We start from the raw sequence: 16,946 nt of genomic DNA, 5'->3' as shown, positions 1-16,946 counted from the left end.
AAGCCGTTTGGCTTAAGGCGGACAGCATGTAGCATGTGCGGGCGGCGGAGAGCGCTCTTCCGCAGCAGATTCGTGCGGCTGTCCGCTTTTCACGTTTCAAATGAAGGAGAAGAAAAGACAATGCAGGTTTTAAGCACGCGCGGAAAAATGAATTCCATCCCCGCTACAAAGGCGGTGCTCCAGGGGATCGCGGCGGACGGCGGGCTGTTTGTGCCCGAATCGTTCCCGCAGATCGACCTTGAAGAAATGAAAGCGTATGCGGCGCACGAATACGATATTCTTGCAGCGCGCGTATTGCAGTATTTCTTTGATATGGACGAGGCGGCCCTTGCGGAGATCACCCAGCAGGCATACGGGACGTTCGACGACTCGCGGGTCGTGCCCATAAAAGAACTCACCTCCGTAGATTATGTGATGGAGCTTACGCATGGACCGACGCTCGCATTTAAAGATATGGCGCTGCAAGTATTGCCGCGTCTTATCCGTAAAGCGCTCGACATCCATAAACAGCAGGAAAACGTGCTGATCCTGACCGCGACCTCGGGGGATACTGGCAAGGCTGCGCTCGAGGGCTTCAAGGACGTCCCGCGCACGGCGATCGAAGTGTTTTACCCGGCGGACGGCGTGGCGACGATGCAGAAGCTGCAGATGGTCACGCAGGAGGGCGGCAACGTCGCGGTGTGCGGCGTGCGGGGAAATTTTGACGACGCGCAAACGGGCGTAAAGGCACTGTTTGCGGACAATGCCCTGAAGGCGTTCCTGAAGGAAGCAGGCTATACATTCTCGTCTGCGAATTCGATCAATTTCGGCCGGTTGATCCCACAGGTGGCTTATTATATTTATGCCTATGCAAAGCTGGCGGCGGATGGAAGGATCGAGAACGGACAGGAGATCAGCTTTATCGTGCCTACGGGCAACTTTGGCAATATACTCGCGGGCTATTACGCAAAACGCATGGGCTTGCCCGTGAAAAAGCTGGTCTGCGCGTCCAACGGAAACAACGTGCTCACGGATTTCTTCAATAAAAGCGTGTATGACGCAAACAGGACCTTCCACAAGACGATGTCCCCCTCGATGGACATCCTGATCTCAAGCAATCTCGAGCGGCTGCTGTTCGAGGTCGCCGGACGTGACGACGTGCAGGTACGCGCATGGATGAACGCGCTGAAACAAAACGGCAGGTATGAGATCCCGGCCGAAACGCAGGCGGGCCTCCGGGAGACGTTCTGGGCGGATTTCTGCGACGAAACGGAAACGGCGCAAACGATTAAAACGGTCTTCGAGACCTACGGCTACCTCATTGATCCGCATACGGCGGTGGCGCGGTGCGTGGGCGAAAAATATAGGAGGCAGACGGGCGACGGTGCGCCCGCCGTCGTAGTTTCCACGGCAAATCCCTATAAATTTACGCAGGATGTGCTTCGCTGCGTATCCGGGCAGGACGTGCCGGATGCGTTTGAGGCGGCGCGCCAGCTGTCGCAGATCACGGGAACGCAGATCCCGCCGCAGATCGCCGGCCTGCACGAAAAACCGGTGCTGCATCCGGACTGCGTAGAGCGGACCGGGCTCAAAACGGCGGTGGAAAAATTTATCAGCCGGATGGGGGACTAAAGCGTATGGACGGAAAGAAAACGATCTTCAGCGGTATCCAGCCTTCGGGCATCCTGACGCTAGGGAACTATCTTGGAGCGGTAAAAAACTGGGTGGCGCTCCAGGACGAATATGATTGCTACTACTGTGTGGTGGACCTTCACGCGATCACCGTGCGGCAGGATCCGGCCACGCTTCGCCGGCGCACGCTGGACACCATGGCTATATTAATTGCTTCGGGAATCGACCCGAAAAAGAATGTGCTGTATATGCAGTCTCACGTAAGCGCCCACGCGGAGCTTGCGTGGCTTTTAAACTGCTTTACCTATATGGGTGAGCTTTCCCGCATGACGCAGTTCAAGGAAAAAAGCGCGAAAGCGGGGGATAATATCAATGCCGGACTGTTCACCTATCCGGTGCTGATGGCGGCCGATATTCTGCTCTATCAGGCGGACCTTGTACCTGTCGGGGTCGACCAGAAACAGCATCTTGAGCTCACGCGCGATATCGCCATTCGTTTCAACAATATTTATGGCGGCGTGTTTACGGTACCGGAACCATATATTCCCAAGGCGGGGGCAAAGATCATGAGCCTGCAGGAGCCGGAAAAGAAGATGTCTAAATCGGATGAGAACGAGAATGCGTTTATTTCGCTTCTCGACCCGCCTGACGCGATCGCGCGGAAGCTCCGGCGCGCGGTGACGGATTCGGATGGGGAGATTCGCTATGCGGAAGAAAAACCGGGCGTTTCCAACCTGCTGACCATTTATTCCGTGCTCACGGGAAAGACGGTCGCGGAGAGCGAAAAGGATTTCGCGGGGCAGGGCTACGGCGTGCTTAAGCAGGGTGTGACGGACGCTGTGGTTGCGGCGCTCGAGCCGTTGCAAAAGCGTTATCAGGAGGTGCGCGGCGATAAAGCGTTCCTTGAAAGCGTGATGACAGAAAATGCGGAAAAAGCCGCCTATGCGGCACGCAAGACGCTTTCTAAGGTGCAACGCAAGATCGGGCTCGCGCCCAGGAAGCTGTAAGCGGAGGAAGACCCTTATTTATGAACAATCTTTTAAAAAATGCGCGAATACAGCGCATTTTTTTTTGAAAAGTGGAAACGCCGATTTTTTGATGATATAATAACTCTATGTTTGGATATGTCGTGCCTCTCACCGGAGAGCTGAAAGTGCGTGAGCTGAATGTGTACCGTGCGTACTACTGCGGACTGTGCAAAGCGCTGAAAAGCGAATACAGGAAGACGGCGGTGCTCAATTTCGACAGCGTTTTTTTATATCTGCTGGCGGACGGCCTGCGCGTGGAAGCGGGAGGGCCGCAGATGGAGCGGTGCGTGCTGCATCCGGTGAAAAAGCATCCGGCGATCGTTACGCCCGCCGCCCGTTATGCCGCTGATATCAATATCCTGATGGCATACTACAGCGCGGAAGACCATGTGCGCGACGGCAGGCGGAGCATGCGTTTTGCGCGGCTGTTCCTGAAGAAAGCATATGCGAAGGCAAAGGAACGGCATGAAAACGTGGTGCGCGTTGCGAATGAAACGATCGCGGAGCTGGTCGCGCTGGAACGCGAGAATTCCCCGAATACGGATGCCGCGGCGGATTCGTATGCGCGGCTTCTCGGGACGGTCATGACGGATGCGGACGTGCTGCAATCGCATATCCTGTACGACCTTGGCTACAGCCTCGGGCGCTGGATATACCTCATCGACGCGGCAGAGGACTGGAAAGAAGACGTAAAACGGGGGAATTATAACGTTTACGCCTGCAGGTACGGCTGCCCGGACAAGGCCGCGCGTGAGCGGATCGAACAGAGTTTATATTATACGCTGGCCCAGGCGGCGGAAGCGCTTTCCCGCCTGGACCTGAAACGGAACAGGGAATTATTGGAAAATATCATCTATCTGGGATGCAGGGAGCAGACGCATGCGGTTCTTGTAGACGGGCGCAGGCTCACCGCTCCGGTAGAAAATAAGATATAAAGGATACGGAATGAATCCATATGAAGTGCTCGGCGTGTCCGAGAACGCCACAGACGAAGAAATCAAGGCGGCATACCGCAGGCTGGTTAAGAAATACCATCCGGACCGCTTCGCGAACGACCCGGAAAAGCAAGCGGCCGCAAGCGAAAAGTTAAAGCAGGTCAACGCGGCATACGAGATGATTACCAAAATAAAGCAGGGGAATTATACCCAGGCCGGCAGTTCGCCGCAGTTTGCGGCTGTGCGCATGGCGATCCAGCGCGGCGAGCTTGCCAATGCGGAAGCAATGCTGAACCGCATGTCCGGGCGCACAGCGGAATGGCATTACCTGATGGGTGTGATTTTGTTCCGCCGCGGATGGTATGACGGCGCGGCGGAGCATTTTAATATCGCCTACCAAATGGAGCCGGGCAACGCGGAATACGAGCAGGCGATGCGTACGATGACGCAGGCGACGGGTATGTATATGGATTTTGGGGACAACGAAGGAAGCGACGGCTCAAGGAAGATGTGGGGCATTTGCTCGACGTGCCTGTGCCTCGGTTGCGTGGCGGGCGGAATGTGCTGCCGGCCGGCGTTGTGCTGTTACATCTAAGAGGGTAAATTATGGCAATAGCAAGGGGTTACGGAAAAAGGACGAACAAGGGGAGCCTTGTGGTCATGTTTGCGGCGTTTACGCTGCTGGCATTATATTTGGCGGATACGCTTCCCATCCTGCGCATCACGATGTATTTTATTTCCTCGCTGTTTGTTATGGGGATCATGGTGGAGCGCATGCCCGCGGCGGCGGTCATTTCATTTATCTGCGTTGTGTTTTTGGGCTTCCTGATCCTGCCTGTTAAAACGGGCGTGCTGCCGTATTTGTTCTTTTTTGGGCATTATGGGATTTTTAAATATTTTGTAGATGCGGACCGCAGGGGAAGTCTTAACCTGCTGAAAAAACTGGTGTATTTCAATGTATTTGCAGCCCTGATTTATTTCCAGACGGGCGGATGGATGACGGAGCAGTTTCCGTTCGCGGTGCCGTGGTGGGGGCTTGTGATCGCAGGGGAGCTCGCGTTCCTGCTCTACGACTGGCTTTTTACTAAAATTACACAATGGTATTACGGAGCCCTGAGGAATAAACTTTTAAATACGGGAGAGTTTTGACGGGCGTACGCAAGACCGGCGGCCAGGGAGGAAAACAGGCGCGGCGCGCGCAGGAAGCGTTTTGAACGGCCTGTCTCAGGACGCGGACAACCAGACTGGAAGAAGGGAAGTGCTTTATGGAATCGGCTTATGAAGTTGCGGCATATGCCCTGCGGTATTGGTTTATTGCCGCGGTGCTCGTAATCCTCATTGCGGTAATTTATATTTCCTACAAAGAATACCAGCAGAAGAAATTTGTGATGACGGAGATCAGCCAGTTCGGCGGCTATATGAAGATTATCGGCGGGCCGCGCGAGTTTATAGGCGACCGTTTCGGCCTGCGCGAAAACAACACCATCGGCAGCGATTCGCGCTGCGATATCGTCCTGCCGGACAGGACGGTGAAAAAAAACCACGCAGCCATTTTCCAGGACGGGGACGATTATTACCTTGAGCCTGCGGCAAAAGCGCCCACCAAAATCAATGGGCGCAGGGCGGTCAACGCGCACAAGCTGAAAACGGGGGACTCGGTATCGTTTGGCGACGTGGAGCTGCGCATCTACTTTAAGAGGACGAGGATAGAGCATGATAATTAAGAGATTCGGAGCGGGGATCATCCTCGCTTTCATGATATTGTTTTTATTGTCGGGAATGTTTCTGCTTTCGTTTTCGGGCGGTGCGTTCAACATGGAGACGGCGGTTCTCGGCGTTATTTTTGCCGTGTTTATTATCGTGCAATACAATGTATTGAAGGGCATCTTCAAGCATCTCGAACGGTTTTCGCTCCTGATCGCCGATTTTCTATGCATCATCAGCATCGTAATCTTGTACCGTATCGATCCGGAAGTAGCGCAGAAGCAGCTGATCTGGGTCCTGATCGGCAATGTGTGCATGGTAATCGCGATGCTGGTCATCAAGAGATCGCACGATTTTGGAAAACTGAACTGGGTGTTTATGATTCTTGCCGTCGGTATGCTTGGAATGACCCTGATTTTTGCAAGCAGGGTGGGCGGCGCTAAAAACTGGATCAATATCGGCCCGTTTTCCTTCCAGCCGAGTGAATTCGCAAAAATACTGTTTCTGATCGTGACCGCGTACTTCCTCTCCTCGCGGGACAGGAAACGCGACATGTGGCCGTATTTTGTTTTTACGATCGCGTGTGTAGGCCTGCTCGTTTTATCGCGTGATCTCGGCGCGGCGCTCCTTTTCGCGGGCACCTTCCTGATCGTGTTTTATGTGGGAACGGGCAGCATAGGGATTACGCTTGGCGCAACCGCGGCGTTCGCGGGCGGCGCGTTTCTTTCCTATAAGGTTTTCGACCATGTGAGGACGCGCGTAGAAGTGTGGCAGGACCCGTGGGCAACCTATAATGATAAGGGCTACCAGATCGTGCAGGGCCTGCTGGCGATTGCGAGCGGCGGGCTTCTTGGCACCGGCCTTGGACTCGGGATGCCGGAGGTGATTCCTGTGGGTACGTCCGACTATATTTTTGCGGCGATCGCCGAGGAATTCGGCATAATCGTTGCAATCGGCATTATCGCCCTGTACCTTGTGTTCATTGTCCGTGGTATTCTGATCGCGATGGATGCCCGTACGAAATTCGATAAGCTGCTCGTATTCGGTGCGACGGCAATGCTGTCGCTGCAAAGCTTTATTATTATCGGCGGCGTGATTAAGCTGATTCCGCTTACAGGTATCACGATGCCCTTCGTAAGCTCGGGCGGCAGCTCGATGCTGTCCGCCATGATGCAGCTTGGCATCATCGAGGGGGTGGCCCTCAAAAACGGCGAATACGAGGAAGCCGAACTGGAAGAGATGGGAGGCGGCGTGGCATGAAGAAAAAACCGAACTTAAAAAAGAATATGCGCGTCATGCTCGGCGTTTTCTGCTGTTTGTTTGTGCTGCTCGGTTCCTATCTTTTGTATTCTACGGTAGTGTATGGAGACCAATGGTTTACGACGCCGTATAATCCGCGCATTTCAGCGTCCAAAAATATCGAAAACGCGGGAACGATCTATGACCGGAACGGAATCCCGCTGGCCTACACTGAGAACGGGGAACGCAAATATGCGGAAAGCGAGGATATGCGCCGTGCAGTCAGCCATACCGTAGGCGATATTTACGGGAAATCCCTCGGGGCGGAGACCCTGTTTGCGAAATACCTTTACGGATACGATCAAAACGTGGTAGATAAGCTCAACAGCGTACAGAGCGGGCAGAAGGGCGGGGATGTGTACCTCACCATCGACGCGGAGCTGTGCGAATATATTTACGACCACATGAACGCCGACCCGGGCGCGGTGGTGCTGATGAATTACGAGACGGGCGAGATACTGGCCAGCGTTTCCAAACCGACCTTCGATCCTTATACGGCAAAGGAGGACACGGAGGAATCGGGAGCAAAATTTGTTAACCGCGTGACACAGGGATTATATCCGCCGGGCTCGACGATGAAAATACTCACGGCTGCTGCGGCGCTTGAAAACGGGGTCACGGACCTTGAGGCCGACTGCACGGGCGAGGCGATCATCGAAGGCCAGAAGGTCACCTGCACCTCGGAGCACGGCCATGTGGATTTCGGGACGGCTTTTGAGAAATCGTGCAATATCTATTTCGGCCAGCTTGCGGTAGAGCTTGGCGACAACGCAATGCTGGAGACGGCGAACAAATTCGGGTACAATTACAATTTCCAGTTTCCGGATTTCACGTTGTATAACAGCCAGCTCAACGTATCCGGCAACAAGGGAGACCTCGCATGGGCGGGGATCGGACAATACGAAGACCTTGTGACGCCCATGCACAACATGATGATCTCTGCGGGTGTGGCGAACGGCGGAATTGTTATGCAGCCGAACACCCTGAAGGACGTGCGGTACGGCGGCAACAGCTCCTTCCACTATACGCCCACCGAATTCCGCACGATTATGCCGCAAAACATCGCGGCGCAGGTCGCGGAGTATATGAGGAATACAGTGGATCACGGTACGGCGGCGAGCGCGAATATCGGGAATGCGACGGTGTGCGGAAAAACGGGTACGGCCGAATATGTGGAAGACGGCGAAGTAAAGAACCATTCGTGGTTTGTCGGCTTTGTAGAAGACGCGGCGCATCCGCTTGCCATTGCGGTGATCGGCGAAGGCGCGGGCTTCGGTTCGAGATATGCGACGCCGCTTGCCGGGGAGATCCTCGGGCATGCGATCGAGATGGGCTACTGACGTCGCAGTTCGTGCCTCCGGCTCGTTTTCCCTGTCGTCCTGCGGCCCTATTCCGCCGGTCAGGCGGGCGCTCTTTCCCCCGCAAAGCTTTGTTGTAAATTTATTGAATGATATGTGAATTTTTTCCGCGGGGAAAAGAAACTGGGTTATAATAGAATTATGGAATTAACAGAAACCCTGCAAAAAAAAATTAAAAACCTGCCGCAAAGTCCGGGCGTATACATCATGCGCGATAAGGACGGAGAGGTGATCTATGTCGGCAAGGCGCGGGTGCTGAAAAACCGCGTCAGCCAGTATTTCCGCAGGGAAGCGCAGAAATACCCGAAAGTCGCGGCTATGGTCAGCCACATTGCGGACTTTGAATATATCATTACGGATACGGAACTGGAGGCGCTGATCCTCGAGTGCAACCTCATCAAGAAATACCGTCCTTATTATAATATCCTCTTGAAGGACGATAAACACTTTCCCTATGTGCGCGTAGACCTGAACGAGGACTTCCCGCGCGTTACGGTGGTGCGCAGCGTGAAGGAAGACGGCGCAAAATATTACGGGCCGTTTATCGCCGCGCATGTCATCCGCGACGTACTCGACCAGGTATACCGCCTGTATCCGCTGCGGAGCTGCAAAAATGATATTCCGCGTATGATCGCGCGGGGCGACAGGCCGTGCCTCAATTACGAGATGGGGCGCTGTATCGGGCCGTGTACCGGGAAAGTCAGCCGGGAAGAATACGGCGAGCTGGTGAAGGAAGTAATCAGTGTAGTGTCGGGAAATAATCTCACGGTACGCAGGGAGCTCGTACGTAAGATGAACGAAGCCGCCGAGAGTATGAACTATGAGCAGGCGGCCCTGCTGCGCGACCGCATTGCGCTTATCGACCGCATCCGTGAAAAACAGCGCGCCGGATTTCCTAACCTTGATGACAAAGATATATTCGCTGTGGAAAAAGGCCTCAAAACAGCAGTTGTGCAGGCTTTCTTATTTCGCGACGGAAAACTCAATTACGCACAGAAATATTATTTCGACTATGAGGGAGAACCGCTTTCCGAACTCATGGGTGAATTTTTGCAGCAGTATTACGCGGAAAAAAGCGGAATTCCCAAGCATATCTATACCTTGCCCCGGCCTGATGATGCAGAGTTGCTCATGCAGTGGCTCAGCGAAAAACGGGGGTCTAAAGTGGCGATCAAAGAGGCGGCGCGCGGGGATAATCGCAAGCTCGCAGAGCTTGCGAAGAAAAACGCGGGCGATGCGGTCAAGATAAAAGAGGGCATGCAGGCGCAGCGCGAAGCTGCGGCAGGGAATCTTGCCAAGGCGCTCAATCTGGATGCGGACCTTCGCCGTATCGAATGCTATGATATTTCCAATACCCAGGGGACGGATAACGTCGCTTCCATGGTGGTGTTCACGGACGGAAAACCGGACCGCAAGAAAAATCGCCGTTTCCGCATTAAATCGTTTGAAGGCGCGGACGATTTTGCTTCCTTAAACGAAGCGCTTACGCGGCGGCTTTTACGCGGGTTGCAGGGGGATGAGAGCTTCCTGCCCATGCCGGACCTGATTATTATCGACGGCGGCAAGGGCCAGCTCCACGCGGCGCGCGACGCCCTTTTTTCTTTGGGATGTGAGGAAATACCGATCGTCAGCCTTGCGAAAAAGCAGGAGGAAATCTTTGTGCCCGGACGGGACGAGAGCATTCTTTTGCAGGTGGGAAGTCCGGAATTCCGGCTTGTGACGGGGATTCGCGACGAGGCCCACCATTTTGCCATTTCCTATCACCGCAAACTGCGCGAGAAACGGCATCATACGGGTGAACTGGATAAAATCGAAGGAATCGGGCAGACGCGTAAGCGGGCGCTTTTAAAGGCGTTCGGCAGCGTGAAGAACGTCAGGGCGGCGACGTGCGAGGAGCTGATGAACGCAAAGGGCGTGCCCGCAAACGTCGCGCAGGCAGTTTACCGGCACTTCCATCCGGAAGGGTGAAATCCTGCCTGAAGCAAAACACAGTGCAAGGCTAAAATAATACCGGATAGAGATCGTTTAATATAGCGCCGATATGATTTCCGGTGTATACTTAAGGAAAGGTATGATGCAGGGAAGGGGAGCACATAATGAAAAAAATGTACTGATGCGCACCAATATTTTGGTATGCGTCGTGATCGTTTTGGGATTCCTGACCACCTCCATCATCAGCTATCAATCCAATCAGGGGATTTTCTATAAGGATGTGGAGAGCGTGGCCGCACTTACCTCCGAAGGGATCCACCATCAGATCGATTCCACCTTTATCAAACCGGTCAATATTTCGCTTACAATGGCGAACGACAGCCTGCTGAAGAAATTTCTTGCGGAGGAGGAAGCGCGCATGAACGACGACAGCTTCATCGAAGATATGCGCACCTACCTGAACGCCTACCGCGATAAGTATGACTATGATTCGGTATTTCTCGCATCCGCGCAGTCAAAAAGGTACTATAATTTCAATGGATTAGACCGGATGCTGCCCGAGGGCGACCCCGAGAATGTCTGGTTTTATCGTTTCCTGCAATCGGACGAAGAATATTCGCTTAATATTGACAATGACGAGGTCGATAAAGCCGGAAATGAAATTACCGTTTTTATCAATTGCCGGATTTATGGAGCGGACGGAGAAACCATTGGCGTAGTGGGCGTCGGGTTTCGTGTGAGTGAGCTGCAGGAGCTCTTTCAAAGCTATGAGGATAAATTCGGAATTGGGGTTACCCTCATTGATGGAAATGGAACGGTAGAAATTTCCACCAGCCGGACAGGATATCAGGCGGAAAACCTGTTCAGTTCCTGCCCCTATCCAGAGCTTAAGGAGCAGATCCTTGAAAACAAGGCCGAGACGCAGGCCGTTTGGTATTCTTCTGCCAAGGGCAGCGGATACCTGATAAGCGTCTATGTGGAAAATTTAGGCTGGCATTTGGTTGTTGACTATGACACGACGGTTATGGACCAGGTGCTGGCCAGACAATTTGTCCAGGAGCTTCTGGTTATTATCGCGATTATTGCCGCCGTTCTGATTATCATCACCAGCGTGATCCGCAAATACAATCAAAAGATCAGCGAACTCGCGGTGGCAAAGGAGCATGAGCACAGGAACGCGTTCCAAAAGGCGACAGAGCAGCTTTATGAAAACATCTATGAAATAGATATTACCCACAACAGGGCGGCAAGCGAGGCGACAGAGCGTTACTTTGAGAGCTTGGGCGCGCCGGAAAACACACCGTATGACGCGGCGTTGCATGTTATTGCCGAAAAGCAGATTAAGGAAGAATTCCGGCAGGGATACCTTGATGCTTTTTTGCCGGAATCCGTATTGGCCGCGTATGAAAGAGGTGTGGAAAACCTCCGCTATGATTTTATGATCCGCTCCGACGGAGAAACCTATTATTGGATGCGGATTACCGCACAGCTTTTCCACTGGGACGAGGATGATTCCGTGCGGATGATGGTTTACCGGCAGAATATCGATGAAGAGAAAAAACGTGAGCTTTACCTGTACGACCGCATGCAGAAGGATTCCCTGACGGGTCTGCTCAATAAGGTGGCCGCACAGGAAACGATTCGTGCAAGGCTGCTGGAACAGCCCCGGAAGCTGTTTGCGTTCTTTATATTGGATATAGACAACTTTAAAGGCATCAACGACCATTTTGGCCACGCGGCGGGGGATACCGTACTGATAGACTTTTCGCAGGCCCTCCGGGCACAGTTCCGGAACGGAGACATCGTCGGCCGCATCGGCGGGGATGAGTTTGTCGCCTTTATGCCGGTTCCGGACCGGTATGCGGCAGAGCGGAAGGCAGCTGCGCTGGTAAAGGCCCTGCACCGGACGCTGACTGTAGAGGAGGCCGGTGTTTGCGAGATCACTACCAGCATCGGTGTGGCCGTTGCTCCCGGGGCGGGGAAGGATTTTGAAACGTTGTATAAAAATGCCGACTATGCCCTGTACCGGACAAAGAAGCAGGGGAAGAACGGCTTCACTATTTTTAATGGAAGATAAGACGCCGCGGTATACTTGAATTTACAGGCGGCAGCCTCAGAGCCGTGAGCACTGTTTCGCCGCATATAAAAAAAGCCAGCCTAAGGCTGGCTTTTTGAATTAATCAAACACTCATTCCCCAAAATTATTTTCTACAAGCTCCGCAAGAGCCTCTACGGCGTCTTTTTCATCGCCGCCGTTTGCGAATACATAAATGGATTCGCCTTTTTTCACCCCGAGTGATAAAAGCCCCATAATGCTCTTCGCGTTGATTTTTTTGTTGGAAAATTCGATCAGGATCTGCGAATCGAACTGGTTTGCAACCTGCACGAAGCTGGCAGCTGCTTTGGCCTTAAGGCCGTCATTGTTCTTGATGATGAGTTCTTTGTAAATCATTTCAAATCCTCCCTTTATTGCTTAGTGTCGGTTGGCCGCGGGAACGCTTCATTAAGCTCTTGCGCAATCGCGTTGATCTTGCGGAGCCGGTGATTCATCCCCGATTTAGTCGTACCGCCAAGCTCGCATAACTCGCCGAGAGTCGCCTCAGGGTTGGCAAGTCTGAGCTCCGCCGCCTCGCGCAACGGATCGCTTAGGTGCTTAAGGCCAATCGTCCGTTCTATTTTGTGAATATTCATAACCTGCGTCATGGCAGCATTAACGGTTTTATTGATATTGGCCGTCTCGCAATTTACAGCCCGGTTGACATTATTGCGCATTTCTTTTAACACGCGTACATTTTCAAAATTCAGAATAGAAGAATAAGCGCCAATAATCGCAAGCAATGCGGCGATTCCGTCTCCTTCATTTAAGTATACCACAAAATTCTGCCGGCGGTGAATTATTTTTGCCCGAATTTCGTTTTTTTCAAGGATGGAAAGGAGCACTTTTGCAAACGCTTCAGAGTTCGTAACAAATTCTGCGTGGTAATTTTTCTTGGGATTGGAGACCGTTCCGCCCCCGAGAAACGCACCCCGCAAAATCGCTGCCCGGCAGCATTCCTTGTCCAGCATTTCCCCCGGGGGAACGGCGTCCGTGAGCAGGTTTCCTTCAAGGCCCAGCACAGTCAGCAGCAAAGCTGCGTCCTCGACAACGATCGTGTAGCTGTGTTTTTTCTTAAGGAGGTTATCCTTGATCTCGACTGCGGAATCGAGTTTTAAAATGCGCGTTACCGTATCGTAGATGCGCTTGGCTACCGTCATGCTCTCGGTATTGTATTTGATACGCACGCCGCCATGGGAAATGGAAAGGTTTCCGCAAATAAGGGTAATGGCACAAAGCTCCGCGATAATACAGCAGCCCCGTTCCTCCGCCTGCGTGCATATTTCATCTTTTGCGGCCATTGAAAACGACATAGCGCCCTCCCTGTCAGCAGTTTTTTTCCAGGGTAAGGTCGCGGTGCTCGAGCGTTACCCGCATACCCTTTTCGGAAAGAAGCCGATGCAGCTCTTCCGCGACCGCGACACTGCGGTGCATGCCGCCCGTACAGCCGATGCCGATAACGAGCTGGTTTTTGTCCTCGCTCACAAAGCTCGGCGCAAGCGTTTCAACCATCTTCACCAGCTCCGCGAGGAAAAACTGCGTCTGGCCGAAGGAAAGTACAAAATCGCGCACATCTTTGTCAAGGCCGGAATGCCTGCGCATACCTTCCACATAAAAAGGATTTTCAATAAAACGCATGTCGAACACCATATCCGCATCCAGCGGAATCCCGCGTTTATAACCGAACGAAATGATGGAAATCAGCAGACGGGTATCGTGGTCGCCCGAATACATGGTATCGATCATTTTTTTCAGCTTCATGACGTTATAGGAAGAGGTGTCCACCACATGGTTCGCCATGTCTTTAAGCTGCTGGAGCTTGCGCCGCTCCATGTGAATACCGGACAAAATCTCGCCGCTTCCCGAAACCGGGTGGCTTCTGCGTACTTCCTTGAAGCGCTTTACAAGAACCGCGTCCGAAGCGTCAAGGAACAGGATATCGAGATCGAGGTCCATAGTCTTCAATTCGTCGATGGTCGCATAAATTGAATCGAAAAAATCGCCCATGCGCGTATCGACTGTGACGGCAACCTTGTCCCGGATATGCGTGCTTTCCATGCACAGCCGCGCAAACTGGGGAATCAGCTCGGGCATTAAATTATCCACACAATAATACCCGAGGTCCTCGAGCCGCCGGAGCGCCGAAGACCTGCCGGCGCCGGATAAGCCTGTTACGATTGTAAACTTCATAAAACCTCCACGTCGAAAGACGCCTTCTTGCCCGCTGTGCGCTTCACAGTTTCCAGGCGCATTTCTCCTTTTCCCCGCGAGACTCACTTCCTGAGCCGTGCGAAGGCCCAATTCCCGCCTCCTTGCCCGCTGTGCGCTGTCAGGCATCTTGGAAACCAAGAGGAATCCTTTGCCCGCCGAAACCGCTTCGTTTGCGCCGCATTAAGCTTTAGCGGGATCATTTCCCGATTGCGGAAAAAGCCGTCTTATTCCGCATTGACGATCTGTTCCGCCGTAATTCCTGCTGCCTGCGCCTTATGAAGGGCCGGCAGAAAATCGCCTACGCGCCCGGGCGAGTGCGCGTCGCTGCCGATGGAAAATTTCACCCCGGTTTCGCCGCAGGCGGAAAGCTCCTCTGGCGTAAATTCCGGATGCTTGGCGTTGATCTCCATTACGACGCCTTTTTTTGCGGCATATTCGGCAAGCTGCGAGAGATCGACAGGCAGGCCGTAGCCCGGATGTACGATAATGTCGATCGGGTAACGGTCCAACGCCTTCATATAGGCCCGCGTATTGCGCTCTACCGCCTTTTCCGTACTGCGCCTCACAAACATCATGTTCATACGGTCGGCAAGCGTCTTATACCGCACCAGCTTGTGATATCCCATCAGGAATACGTCGAAACGGTCCTTCCATTGCTCCGGGAAATCAACGTCGCCCTCGGAGGAGAGCAGGTTCATTTCCACGCCTGCGAGCACCTCGATGTCCCCCGCGTATTTCTCCCGCATTCTTTCGATATCCCGCAGGTATGCCTCCACATCCTTGATGTTGTAGCACATATGGAGCGGGCCATGGTCGCTGATGGTGATTCGTTTCAGCCCCAGGACAATGGCGGCTTTTACATTGTCTTCCACAGTACCCGTACCGTGGCTGTGCACTGTATGCGTGTGTGTATCCGCAATAATTTTCACCTTAAAACTCTCCAAGCATTTTCACTTCCGGCTCGAGTACAACGCCGGTTTCCTGTAAGACGACCTCTTTTACATGCAAGATCAGCTCGTAGATATCGCGTGAAAAAGCGCTTCCTGTATTAATGATAAACCCGGCGTGTTTCTCCGAAACCTGCGCTCCGCCGATGCTGAAGCCCTTGAGTCCGCAGGACTCGATCAGCGTGCCCGCGTAATTTCCCTTTGGGCGTTTAAAGGTGCTGCCTGCGCTTGGATAGGCGAGCGGCTGTTTTTCGCGCCGCCGGGCGTTGAATTCGTTCATTTTATCTAAGGACAGCTGCGGGTCGCCCGCCGGCAGGGAAAATGCCGCGCCGAGCACGATATATCCTTTTTCCATCGCCGCGCTGTGGCGGTAGGAAAAATCCATCTCCGCAGCGGGGATTTCCCGGATCCCAAGCGCACGGTCCACCACGCGCACGGATGTCATGTGGTCCTTCATCTCGCCGCCGTATGCGCCGGCGTTCATGTATACCGCGCCGCCTAAGGCTCCCGGAATGCCACCCGCAAACTCGAGCCCCGCAAGCCCCGCGCGGATCGATTCCAGGCACAGCGCCTTGAGCGATGCGCCCGTTTGGGCAATTATGCGGCCCTCCCGCACGTCGATATCGTCCATACCTTGGGCAAGCTTCACGACCGCACCGCGTATGCCCTCGTCGGAGACGAGGAGATTGGAGCCGCGGCCGATCACGACATAAGGGGTTCCTTCTTCACGCAGGACGCGCAAAACGGAAACAAGCCCTTCCTCCGTCCGGGGGAGGAGCATCAGGTCCGCGGGTCCGCCTGTTTTAAAAGTCGTATGTGCGGACATCGGTTCATTTTCGCGAACGCCCGCTTCTCCGAGCAGGGAGACAAAGCGGGCGGTAAGGAGTTCTGAATTCATGCCTGGGAAATCACATCCATAATATTCTGGGCGAGCCATTCGCCGCCGCCCTGTCCAATGCTTTTTAAACGGAAGTTCATGGCCGCGACCTCCATAACGATCGCAAGGTTACGGCCCGGACGCACCGGAAGCGTGATCTGCGGTACCTTTACGCCAAGGAGCGTAATGTGGTTGTCCGCCGTGCCGAGACGGTCGATATCCCGCACGTCGCCCGGTTCGAGATGGATTGCAAGCTCGATGGATTTTTCGCGGCGGATCGAACCCATGCCGTACAGCACCGAGACGTCGATGATTCCAAGCCCGCGTATTTCCATCATGTGCCGGATGATGTCCGGCGACTGGCCGATCAGCGTATCGTCGGACAGCTTGTGAATCTCCACCACGTCGTCCGCGACAAACCGGTGGCCGCGTTTTACCAGCTCAAGCGCGGTTTCGCTCTTGCCGACGCCGCTGTCCCCAGTGATGAACATCCCAACGCCATAAACGTCCATCAGGCCGCCGTGGCGGGAAATGACAGGTGCGAGCAGCGCGTCGAGGTAGATCGCCGTTTTATGTGAAAGCTTGGTTGTCGTAAGGCCCGACATCAGCACCGGAACGTCGTATTTGCGCGCACATTCGAGGAATTCGTCCGGAGGCGTCAGGTTGCGCCCGATCAATACGCACGGGATCGGATGGGAAAAGAACCGGTCAAGGCGTTCCAGCCGAGTTTCCGGGTCCAGGGTTTGCAGGTAGGTCATCTCCACCATACCAAAGAGCTGAATCCTGTTGACTGCAAAATATTCAAAGAATCCGCTCATCTGGAGCCCCGGCCGGTTAAGGTCGCTTGAATCGATTTCCGCCGTGTCACGGGTCCCCATATAGACAATATTCAGGCTGATCGCCTTTGCGAGGTCCGTGATTTTGATCGTACGTTTCATTTCGTATCCAC

At 53.7% G+C, this 16,946-nt stretch carries 16 protein-coding genes; 10 read left to right on the top strand and 6 right to left on the bottom strand.

Translation table 11 applies throughout. The features are described from left to right. Positions 1–120: 120 nt before the first annotated feature. The 10 genes from thrC to B1H56_RS07980 all read left to right on the top strand — a co-directional run bounded on the left by thrC (position 121) and on the right by B1H56_RS07980 (position 11,944). Positions 121–1,611, top strand: coding sequence for a threonine synthase (gene thrC, locus B1H56_RS08025; protein ID WP_066521933.1), 1,491 nt, complete (start codon positions 121–123; stop codon positions 1,609–1,611). Positions 1,612–1,616: 5 nt separating this feature from the next. Next, complete coding sequence (trpS, locus tag B1H56_RS08020) at positions 1,617–2,618, top strand: tryptophan--tRNA ligase (protein WP_066521721.1); 1,002 nt, start codon at positions 1,617–1,619, stop codon at positions 2,616–2,618. A gap of 107 nt (positions 2,619–2,725) precedes the next feature. Then, positions 2,726–3,574, top strand: a complete 849-nt coding sequence (locus B1H56_RS08015; protein WP_066521724.1) for a DUF5685 family protein — start codon at positions 2,726–2,728, stop codon at positions 3,572–3,574. 10 nt (positions 3,575–3,584) lie between these two features. Next, positions 3,585–4,169: a J domain-containing protein gene (locus B1H56_RS08010; RefSeq protein WP_121418987.1), complete on the top strand. Its 585-nt coding sequence runs from the start codon at positions 3,585–3,587 to the stop codon at positions 4,167–4,169. A gap of 11 nt (positions 4,170–4,180) precedes the next feature. Further along, positions 4,181–4,723, top strand: coding sequence for a hypothetical protein (locus B1H56_RS08005; RefSeq protein ID WP_066521735.1), 543 nt, complete (start codon positions 4,181–4,183; stop codon positions 4,721–4,723). 116 nt (positions 4,724–4,839) lie between these two features. Next, positions 4,840–5,298 carry an FHA domain-containing protein gene (locus tag B1H56_RS08000; RefSeq protein ID WP_066521738.1) on the top strand — a complete coding sequence of 153 codons (459 nt, stop codon included), beginning with the start codon at positions 4,840–4,842 and terminating at the stop codon, positions 5,296–5,298. After that, positions 5,288–6,538 carry an FtsW/RodA/SpoVE family cell cycle protein gene (locus B1H56_RS07995; protein ID WP_066521742.1) on the top strand — a complete coding sequence of 417 codons (1,251 nt, stop codon included), beginning with the start codon at positions 5,288–5,290 and terminating at the stop codon, positions 6,536–6,538. Before B1H56_RS08000 ends, B1H56_RS07995 begins: the two co-directional genes overlap by 11 nt. Positions 6,539–6,786: 248 nt before the next feature. Continuing rightward, a complete protein-coding gene (locus B1H56_RS07990; protein ID WP_407920118.1) occupies positions 6,787–7,917 on the top strand; it encodes a penicillin-binding transpeptidase domain-containing protein in 1,131 nt (376 codons plus the stop codon). A 159-nt stretch (positions 7,918–8,076) separates the two neighbouring features. After that, entirely contained in the window at positions 8,077–9,903 is a 1,827-nt protein-coding gene (gene uvrC, locus B1H56_RS07985) for an excinuclease ABC subunit UvrC (protein ID WP_066521748.1), read from the top strand. A 103-nt stretch (positions 9,904–10,006) separates the two neighbouring features. After that, positions 10,007–11,944 (top strand): sensor domain-containing diguanylate cyclase, encoded by a 1,938-nt coding sequence (locus B1H56_RS07980; RefSeq protein ID WP_242862041.1) that lies wholly within the window; start codon positions 10,007–10,009, stop codon positions 11,942–11,944. A gap of 111 nt (positions 11,945–12,055) precedes the next feature. Here B1H56_RS07980 and B1H56_RS07975 read toward each other — a convergent pair whose 3' ends face one another. The 6 genes from B1H56_RS07975 to hprK form a co-directional block, all read right to left on the bottom strand. Next, complete coding sequence (locus B1H56_RS07975; RefSeq protein WP_066521753.1) at positions 12,056–12,319, bottom strand: HPr family phosphocarrier protein; 264 nt, start codon at positions 12,317–12,319, stop codon at positions 12,056–12,058. Between the two features lie 14 nt (positions 12,320–12,333). Further along, the gene (whiA, locus tag B1H56_RS07970; RefSeq protein WP_066521755.1) at positions 12,334–13,275 is read right to left on the bottom strand and encodes a DNA-binding protein WhiA; all 942 of its coding nucleotides are present in this window, start codon (positions 13,273–13,275) and stop codon (positions 12,334–12,336) included. 13 nt (positions 13,276–13,288) lie between these two features. After that, positions 13,289–14,152: an RNase adapter RapZ gene (gene rapZ, locus B1H56_RS07965; protein WP_066521758.1), complete on the bottom strand. Its 864-nt coding sequence runs from the start codon at positions 14,150–14,152 to the stop codon at positions 13,289–13,291. 245 nt (positions 14,153–14,397) lie between these two features. After that, positions 14,398–15,102, bottom strand: coding sequence for a PHP domain-containing protein (locus B1H56_RS07960; protein ID WP_066521760.1), 705 nt, complete (start codon positions 15,100–15,102; stop codon positions 14,398–14,400). A 1-nt stretch (position 15,103) separates the two neighbouring features. Further along, positions 15,104–16,018 (bottom strand): UDP-N-acetylmuramate dehydrogenase, encoded by a 915-nt coding sequence (gene murB, locus B1H56_RS07955; protein ID WP_066521762.1) that lies wholly within the window; start codon positions 16,016–16,018, stop codon positions 15,104–15,106. Next, on the bottom strand, positions 16,015–16,935 hold the full coding sequence (gene hprK / locus B1H56_RS07950) for an HPr(Ser) kinase/phosphatase (protein WP_066521764.1): 921 nt from the start codon (positions 16,933–16,935) through the stop codon (positions 16,015–16,017). Before hprK ends, murB begins: the two co-directional genes overlap by 4 nt. Positions 16,936–16,946 lie beyond the last annotated feature (11 nt).

It is taken from the genome of Christensenella minuta (assembly GCF_003628755.1).
GTDB classification, from domain to species: Bacteria; Bacillota; Clostridia; order Christensenellales; family Christensenellaceae; genus Christensenella; species Christensenella minuta.
Note: the sequence above shows the minus strand (reverse complement) of the source record. Positions and strands in the feature narration are given on the sequence as shown.